Below are 8,269 nucleotides of genomic sequence, written 5' to 3'. Positions count from 1 at the left end.
CGCGCGCGAGCGCGGCGGCGCCGCCGAGGCGCTCGCGCGCACCGTCACGCAGCAGGCTGCCGGCAAGGACCGCACGCTGTCGATGCTGCTCGGCCGCATCGCGGTGCACCGGCTGTGGGGCTGGCCGATGCTGCTCGGCGTGCTGTATCTGGTGTATCTGTTCGTCGGCGACTTCGGCGCCAGCACCCTAGTCGGACTGCTGGAAGAAGACTTCTTCGGCGAGGTCCTCAACCCCGCGGTCACCGAGTTCGTCACGAGCCACATCTCCACGCCCTGGCTGGCCGACCTGATCGTGGGCGAATACGGCCTGTGGACCATGGGCATGACCTACGCGCTCGCGCTGATCCTGCCCATCGTCACCACCTTCTTCCTCGCCTTCGGCGTGCTCGAGGATTCGGGCTACTTCTCGCGCCTGTCGGTGATCGCCAACCGCATGTTCGCCGCCATCGGCCTCAACGGCCGCGCGGTGCTGCCGATGGTGCTCGGCCTGGGCTGCGTGACCATGGCCACGCTCACCACCCGCATCCTGCACACCCCGCGCGAGCGCCTGATCACCATCTACCTGATGGCGCTGGCGATCCCGTGCTCTGCGCAACTCGGCGTGGTGCTCGGCCTGCTCGGCGGCATCTCCTTCGGCGCCACGCTGATCTGGGTGCTGGCGATCGTCGGCGTGCTGCTGTTCACCGGCTGGCTGGCGAGCAAGGTCGTGCCCGGCCGCCGCGTGCCGCTCGTCACCGAGCTACCGCCGATGCGCATGCCGGTGCTCGGCAACGTGCTCAAGAAGACCGGCGGAAGGCTGAAGTGGTATCTGATCGAGGTGATCCCGCTGTTCCTGATCGGCACCCTGATCATGTTCGGGCTCGACCGCAGCGGCGCGCTGCCGTGGATCATCGAGGCCGGCGAGCCGCTGGTGGTGGGCTGGCTCGGCCTGCCGCCGGAGGCGAGCGCCGCCTTCGTGATGGGCTTCCTGCGCCGCGACTTCGGCGCCAGCGGCCTGTTCGCGCTGCAGAGCGAGCTGTCGATGATCCAGGCCGTGGTGGGCATGGTCACGATCACGCTCTTCGTGCCCTGCATCGCCAGCCTGATGATGATCATCAAGGAGCAGGGGATGAAGGTCGCCGCGCTGATGCTGGCGATGATCATCCCCACCGCCTTCCTGATCGGCGGCCTGCTCAACCACGGCCTGCGCCTGATCTTCTGAGGAATCCGCGCCATGAACGCCGCCCCCTCCAAACCCCTGCCCCACGAGCGCATCCGCCTGATCGGCACCCCGGTCGGGCGCATGGTGCGCATCGACGACTTCGACGACGAGATCGATCCGCTGCAGCGTGAGCAGCTCCACGCCTACGGGCTCTCCGCCGCGCACGCGGTGAAGGTGCTGCAACAGCAACCGATGACGGTGCTATTGTGCGAGCACGTCGAGCTCGCGATCGAGCACGCGGTGTCGCGCCATATCTGGGTGCAGCCCGCCTGAGCGCTCCAACCTGCCTTCGCAAACGTTGCGCGCGGGAGAACTGCAGACAAGACCGACGCCATCCTCCATACTATACGGTATGGACCGAACCCCGCGTGGGACGCCGGCCCGACCAGTTTGTTTGACAATGAACGGGAGAGGAAAAGGATGTCGCAAAACGCATATCAGCAAGGCCTCGACAAGAACGCGGCCAACTACGTGCCGCTGTCCCCGCTGAGCTTCATCGAGCGCACCGCCATGGTCTATCCGACGCGCACCAGCGTCGTCCATGGCACGCTCATCTACACCTGGAGCCAGACCTACGAGCGCTGCCGCCGCCTCGCGAGCGCCTTGGTCGCGCACGGCGTGAAGAAGGGCGACACGGTCGCGTGCATGCTGCCCAACGTGCCGTCGATGTTCGAAGCCCACTTCGGGGTGCCGATGACCGGCGCGGTCCTCAACACCCTCAACACCCGGCTCGACGCCGATGCCATCGCCTTCATGCTGCAGCACGGCGAAGCCAAGGTGCTGATCACCGACCCCGAGTTCGCCGGCGTGGTCCGCGCCGCGCTCGAGCTGCTGCCGGGAGACAAGCCCCTGGTGGTCGACGCCCTCGACCCCGAGTATCCGGGCACCGAGCGCATCGGCACCGTGCTCTACGAGGACTTCCTCGCCGGCGGCAACCCCGACTTCCAGTGGAAGCTGCCCGAGGACGAGTGGGACGCGATCGCGCTCAACTACACCTCCGGCACCACCGGCAACCCGAAGGGCGTGGTCTACCACCACCGCGGCGCGTATCTCAACGCCGCCTCCAACATCATCAGCTGGGGCATGCCGCAGCACTCGTCCTACCTGTGGACGCTGCCGATGTTCCACTGCAACGGCTGGTGCTTCCCGTGGACCATGGCGGCCAACGCCGGCGTCAACGTCTGCCTGCGCAAGGTCGACCCGGCGCTGATCTACGAGCTGATCCGCCGCCACAAGGTCACCCACATGTGCGGCGCGCCGATCGTCTACGGCATGCTGATCAACGCCCCCGAGGGCCTGCGCGCCGGCATCGAGCACAGCGTCGCCGGCCTCATCGCCGGCGCCGCGCCCCCGGCGGCGATCATCGAGGGCGCCGAGAAGATCGGCTTCGACATCACCCACGTGTATGGCCTGACCGAAACCTACGGCCCGGCCTCGGTGTGCGCCAAGCACCCCGAGTGGGATGCGCTGCCGATCGACCGCCGCGCCGAGCGCAACGGCCGCCAGGGCGTGCGCTACCACATGCAGGAAGCGATCACCGTGCTCGACCCGGTGACCATGGAGCCGGTGCCCGCCGACGGCGAGACCATGGGCGAGATCATGTTCCGCGGCAACCTCGTCATGAAGGGCTACCTCAAGAACGAGAAGGCCACCCAGGAGTCCTTCGCCGGCGGCTGGTTCCACACCGGCGACCTCGCGGTCATGCACCCGGACGGCTACGTCAAGATCAAGGACCGCTCCAAGGACGTGATCATCTCGGGCGGCGAGAACATCTCCTCGCTCGAGGTCGAAGAGGTGCTGTACCGCCACCCGGCGGTGCTGACCGCGGCGGTCGTCGCCAAGCCCGACGAGAAGTGGGGCGAGGTGCCGGCGGCCTACATCGAGGTCAAGGAAGGCGCCGGCGTGACCGCCGACGACATCATCGCGCACTGCCGCGAACACCTGGCGCGCTACAAGGTGCCCAAGTTCATCGAGTTCTGCGTGCTGCCCAAGACCTCGACCGGCAAGATCCAGAAGTTCGCCCTGCGCGAGATGGCGAAGTCGGCCTCCGCGATCGAGTGATCGTGTCACGCGGTCGGCCCGTCGGGGCCGACCGCACTCGCCGCGCGCCGATGCCGCGTTCCGTCACCGGACGGACGCGGCATTTTTCCTTCCACACGTACTACCAGCCGAATCCCTTGCGCAGCAACAGCAGCATCGCCATGCCGAGGATGAAGGGCAGCCACGGATTGCGCGAGCGCAGCGCGACCAGGATCACGACTCCCCCCGCCGCGAGCTTGGGATTGAGCGGATCGAACGCACCGCCATCGAGCAGCAGGTCGGGCATCACCAGCGCCGACAGCGCCGCCGCCGGCGCGTAGCGCAAGGCACGCTGCAAGGCTGGCGGCAGACGCCCCTTCTCGCCGGCGAGGATGAAGCTGCCACGCGTCATGATCGTCGTCGAGCCGATGGCCAGCAGCGTCAGCCATAACCACAACCCCTCGCTCATCGCGCGGCCCTCCCTGCCAGCGCACGCTCGGCAATGAAGCCCGCGCCGATGCCGAGCGCGATGCCGGCAATCAGCCCCAGGCGCAGCGGCAGCTCGCGCAGCAGCACCGCACCCAGCCCGCCCACCAGCGCAGCCACCCACATCGGTCGCTCGCGCAGCATGGGGATCATCATCACCGTCAGCGCGATCGTGGTCATGAACTCCAGCGACCAGTCGCGCGGAATCGCCCCTGCGCCGAACACGCCGACCGCACCGCAGAGCTGCCAAAGCAGCCAGCAATACACCGAGGGCACGATGTAGTACCCCCATCGCCAGTGCGGATCGTCGGCCCTTTGCAGCTTGTCCGCGCCGACTGCGAACATGCCGTCCACCAGCAGATAGCTCGACGCCAGCCGGCGCATGAAGCGGTGATCATGGAAGACCGGCGCCAGCGCGGCACTGAAGATGATGAAGCGCAGGTTGAGCACCAGCGCAGTGAGAAAGATCAGCCATAAGGGTGCACCGCTGCCGATCAGCGGCAGCGTGCCGAGCTGGGCGGTGCCGGCATAGACCAGCAGGTTCATGCCCATGGACTCGGCCGGGGACAGGCCGATCGAGCGCATGGCGATGCCGGTCACGATCGCCCAGGGCACCAGGCCGACCGAGAGCGGCAGGAAGTCGCGCATGCCCTCGCGGGCACCGCGGCGGAACGAGGATTCCATCAGAACCCCAGTCCCTCGCCCGCACCGGCCAGGGTCGCGATGCCCAGGCCGAGGAAGATCGCCGCGGCGATGCCGTGCACCAGCTTCACCGGCATGCGCGTGGCGATGCGGTCGCCGAGCAGCACCGCGGGCACGTTGGCGATCATCATGCCGAGCGTGGTGCCGGCCACCACCGCGACCAGGGCCTGGTACTGCGCCGCCAGCGCCACCGTGGCGATCTGCGTCTTGTCGCCCATCTCGGCAAGGAAGAAGGCCACCAGCGTGGCGCCGAACACGCCCAGGCGCGGCAGCCTGGCCTCGTCCTCGTCGAACTTGTCGGGGATCAGCGTCCACACCGCCATCGCGATGAAGGACAGGCCGAGCACCCAGCGCAGGGTGTGCGGCCCCATCAGCGTGGTCAGCCAGGTGCCGACCGCGGCGGCGAAGGCGTGGTTGGCCAGCGTGGCGACCAGGATGCCGAGCACGATCGGCCACGGCCGGCGGAAGCGTGCGGCAAGGATGAAGGCGAGCAGCTGCGTCTTGTCGCCGATCTCGGCGAGGGCCACGATGGCGGTGGAGACGAGAAAGGCGTCCATGGGAATTCAGGTGGTGGCGGGAGCGCGATTCTAGCCGCCACCGCGCTGCATCGCCATCCGATACACCAGCGGCACCGCGAACAAGGTCAGCACCGTGGAAAAACCCAGCCCCCACACGATGCTCGCCGCCACCGGTCCCCACATCAGCGACTTGCCGCCCAGGCCGATCGCCAGCGAAAGCAGCCCGCCGATGGTGGTGGTGGAGGTGATCAGGATCGGCACCACGCGCCGGCGCGCGGCGTAGATCGCGGCGTGCTGCACGCTCATGCCGACGGCGCGGCGCTCGTTGGCGGCGTCGATGAGCACGATCGCCGAGTTCACCGCGATGCCGGTGAGCGCGATCACCCCATACAGCGTGTATAGCGACAGCGGATTGCCCGACACCAGCAGTCCGAGCACCACCCCGGTGAAGGCGAGCGGCACGGTCAGCAGGATGATCAGCGGCTGCCAGTAGCTGCGGAACTGGGTGGCGAGGATCAGGTAGATCAGCCCGACGCCGAGCGCGAACAGCTTGCCCATCGCATCCAGACTCTCCTGGATGTCCTCCAGTTCGCCGGAGAAATCCAGCTCCACGCCCGGGAAGCGCGGCTGCAGCTGCGCCCACGCGGCCTTCAGGCGGTCGTTGGCTTCGACCGTGTCGAGGCGCTCGCGATCGAGCTCGGCCTCGACGGTGATCGCGCGCGTGAGCTGGTAGTGGCGGATGTAGCCCTTCGACAGCAGCAGCTGCCGGCTCACCAGCTCGCCCAGCTGCACGCTGCGCCCGTCGGCCAGCGGCACCGGGCGCTGCAGCAGCCCGGTGACGTCATCCAGGCTCTCCTGGCGGGCGCGCACCACCACCTCCACCTTCTCGCCGCCGTCGCGCGTCGTGGCAACGATCTCGCCCTCGCCGTACAAACGCAGCAAGCGCGCCACCTCGGCCGGCTGCACCCCGGCACGCGCCAGCTTCTCGCGATCGAGCGCGAGGCGCATCTCGCCGCGCCCGGGCACATCGTCGTCGGTGAGATCGCGCACCCCGGGCAGCTTTGCCGCCTCGGCGAGGAGCGCATCGGCCGCGGCGCGCAGCTGCGGGTAGTCGTCGGACTTCATCTTCACCGAGATCGGCTTCGCCGTCGGCGGCCCGCCCTTCATCTCCATGAAGGAGAGCTTCGCTTCGCCGGCGAGCGCCTCGATCGCCGGACGCACCGCGTCGATGATTTCGCCGGTATCGCGCCCGCCGGCCGCGCGCGGCAGCAGCGAGACCAGCACCTGGGCGTACTGGTCGCCATACACCGGCTCGGTCTCGGTGAACTTCAGGCCCGCATACACCGCGACCGCGCGCAGCTCGTCGGCGCCGATCGTCTCGCCCAGCACCTTCACCGCGCGCTCGGCCTCGGCCAGCGTGCGCTGGGGCACGACACCGGCAGGCATGTCGACGTTCACATAGAAGAGCCGCATCGAGTCGAAGGCGAAGAACTGCACGCGCACCAGGCCGGTCGCCACCGCCGCGCCGGCACCCGCCATCATCAGCACCAGGACCGCGACGGTGAGGCGGCGGCGGCGCATCACCGCCACCAGGGCACGCGCATAGGCGATGCGGATGCGCAGGGTGAAGCGCTCGCGCAGCCGCTGCGACCGCGAGGGCCGCTGCGCCGGCTGCGGGCGCAGCGCCAGGATGTGGGTGGGCAGGATCCAGTAGGCCTCGACCAGGCTGACCAGCAAGCCGACGGTCACCACGAAGGGCACCACGAACATGAACTTGCCGAGGATGCCGGGCAGCAGCATCAGCGGCAGGAAGGCGGCGATGGTGGTCAGCACCGAGGACAGCACCGGCAGGCCGACCTCCTCCACCCCGGCCACCACCGCCTCGTGCGGAGGATCGCCGCGCTGCAGGCGGTAGTAGATCGCCTCGACGATCACCACCGCGTCGTCGACCAGCATGCCGAGCGCGATCACGACCCCGAGCAGCACGGTGAGGTTGAGCGTGGAGCCGATCAGGTCGACCGCGATGAAGGTGCCGGCAAGCGCGAACGGCACGCCCAGCCCGACCAGCACCGACAGGCGCGAGCCGAGGAAGATCCAGCACATCGCCAGCACCGCGAACAGGCCGAACACCGCGTTCGACTCCATCACCCCGATCGCGTGGCGGGTGGCGTGGGTCTGGTCGTCGATCAGGCGCAGCTGCACGCCCTGGTCGGCGAGCAGCGGGTTGCGCCGGGCAGCGAAGTCCTGCAGGCGCTCGACCAGCTCGAGCGTGTTGGCGTCGGCATCCTTGGTGATCGACAGCATCAGCGCCGGCGCGCCGTTGTAGCTCACGAGCTGGCCCGGACGCTCGTGGCCGCGCGCCACGCTGGCAACCTCGTCGAGCGCCACCCGGCCCGCCGGCGTCACCACCGCAGCCTGGGCGAGCGCCTCGGGGTCGGGCGTCTTGCCCTCCATGCGCACCAGCCACTCGCGGTCCTGCACCCGCACCCGGCCGGCGAGGGTGTTGCGGAACCAGGCCGCCACGCTGTCGGCGACCTGCAGCGGCGACAACCCGGACGCCGCTACCCGGGCGGGATCAAAATCGACGTGGAGCTGCGGATCTTCCAGGCCGGCGGCGATCACCTGGTCCACGCCGTCCAGGCCCTCGAGCTCCTTCTTCATCACGAAGCCTGCGCGCCGCAGGGTCTCGCCGCCGGCGCCATGGAGCACCAGGATCGCGGTCGGGAAGCCGTTCGAGCTGGTGAACTCGACCACCACGGGGTCGTTGGCGTCCGGCGGCAGCTCTGCCGAGGCCTTGTTCTGGATCTCGCGGCGCAGGTCGTTCACTCGCTTGTCGAACACCCGCTCGGGGAGCTCCTCGAAGCGCACCAGGATGGACGACACCCCCTCGCGGCTGGACGAGGAGCTGAAGCGGATGTCCTTGACCTGCTTGAGCGCGTCCTCGAGCGGCCCGGTGAGGTCGCGCTCGACGTCCTCCGCCGAGGCGCCGGGCAGTGCGGTGACGATGCTGACCCAGTTGAAGTTGATCTCGGGGTCCTGCGCCCGCGGCATGGAGAGATAACTGAACAGGCCGCCGAGCAGCACCATCACGAAGGCGATGTTGGCGAGCGGGTGATTGTCGATCAGCCGCCGGTACAAGCCGTTCAACGCGAGCCCCCGGCCGCCGCGGTCGGCGCCCGCAGTCCGAGCGCGAAGCGCCCCGCGTCCACCACCCGGGTGTCCGCGGGCCAGTCGACCGCGACGGGGCGGCCGGCCTGCGCGTCGGGGAGCGCCACGAACGCCGGCTCGCCGCCGCGCACCAGCCAGGCGCCGAGGCGGCCCTCGCGCTGCTGCAGGTAGGCGG

Annotated in this window: 7 protein-coding genes and 1 pseudogene; 3 read left to right on the top strand and 5 right to left on the bottom strand. The window is 69.0% G+C overall.

The features are described from left to right. The 3 genes from C665_RS16900 to C665_RS16890 all read left to right on the top strand — a co-directional run. A partial coding sequence (locus C665_RS16900; RefSeq protein WP_004323588.1) for a nucleoside recognition domain-containing protein occupies positions 1–1,201 on the top strand: 1,201 nt, incomplete at its 5' end. A 12-nt stretch (positions 1,202–1,213) separates the two neighbouring features. Continuing rightward, positions 1,214–1,474, top strand: a complete 261-nt coding sequence (locus tag C665_RS16895; protein ID WP_004323587.1) for a ferrous iron transport protein A — start codon at positions 1,214–1,216, stop codon at positions 1,472–1,474. 147 nt (positions 1,475–1,621) lie between these two features. Then, the gene (locus C665_RS16890) at positions 1,622–3,262 is read left to right on the top strand and encodes an acyl-CoA synthetase (protein WP_004323585.1); all 1,641 of its coding nucleotides are present in this window, start codon (positions 1,622–1,624) and stop codon (positions 3,260–3,262) included. A 100-nt stretch (positions 3,263–3,362) separates the two neighbouring features. On the opposite strand, the gene C665_RS16885 is transcribed toward C665_RS16890, so the two are convergent. The 5 genes and pseudogenes from C665_RS16885 to C665_RS16865 form a co-directional block, all read right to left on the bottom strand. Further along, on the bottom strand, positions 3,363–3,689 hold the full coding sequence (locus C665_RS16885) for an AzlD domain-containing protein (protein ID WP_004323583.1): 327 nt from the start codon (positions 3,687–3,689) through the stop codon (positions 3,363–3,365). Then, on the bottom strand, positions 3,686–4,390 hold the full coding sequence (locus C665_RS16880) for an AzlC family ABC transporter permease (protein ID WP_004323582.1): 705 nt from the start codon (positions 4,388–4,390) through the stop codon (positions 3,686–3,688). The genes C665_RS16885 and C665_RS16880 overlap by 4 nt, the downstream gene beginning before the upstream one ends. Continuing rightward, a complete protein-coding gene (locus C665_RS16875) occupies positions 4,390–4,965 on the bottom strand; it encodes a TMEM165/GDT1 family protein (protein ID WP_004323580.1) in 576 nt (191 codons plus the stop codon). Before C665_RS16875 ends, C665_RS16880 begins: the two co-directional genes overlap by 1 nt. Positions 4,966–4,995: 30 nt before the next feature. After that, a complete protein-coding gene (locus C665_RS16870; protein ID WP_004323579.1) occupies positions 4,996–8,073 on the bottom strand; it encodes an efflux RND transporter permease subunit in 3,078 nt (1,025 codons plus the stop codon). Continuing rightward, positions 8,070–8,269, bottom strand: a pseudogene (locus C665_RS16865) (efflux RND transporter periplasmic adaptor subunit); the annotation flags it as partial. The gene C665_RS16870 and the pseudogene C665_RS16865, both read right to left, overlap by 4 nt.

The sequence above is a fragment of the Thauera aminoaromatica S2 genome (genome assembly GCF_000310185.1).
GTDB lineage: Bacteria > Pseudomonadota > Gammaproteobacteria > Burkholderiales > Rhodocyclaceae > Thauera > Thauera aminoaromatica.
The sequence above is the reverse complement of the archived record's forward strand: the minus strand, read 5'-3'. Positions and strand labels throughout refer to the sequence as shown.

What these genes read in the sequence shown, in the direction of transcription:
- C665_RS16885 (WP_004323583.1), bottom strand. Translation starts at nt 3,689, where the DNA reads ATGAGCGAGGGGTTGTGGTTATGGCTGACGCTGCTGGCCATCGGCTCG.
- C665_RS16890 (WP_004323585.1), top strand. Translation starts at nt 1,622, where the DNA reads ATGTCGCAAAACGCATATCAGCAAGGCCTCGACAAGAACGCGGCCAAC.
- C665_RS16875 (WP_004323580.1), bottom strand. Translation starts at nt 4,965, where the DNA reads ATGGACGCCTTTCTCGTCTCCACCGCCATCGTGGCCCTCGCCGAGATC.
- C665_RS16895 (WP_004323587.1), top strand. Translation starts at nt 1,214, where the DNA reads ATGAACGCCGCCCCCTCCAAACCCCTGCCCCACGAGCGCATCCGCCTG.
- C665_RS16880 (WP_004323582.1), bottom strand. Translation starts at nt 4,390, where the DNA reads ATGGAATCCTCGTTCCGCCGCGGTGCCCGCGAGGGCATGCGCGACTTC.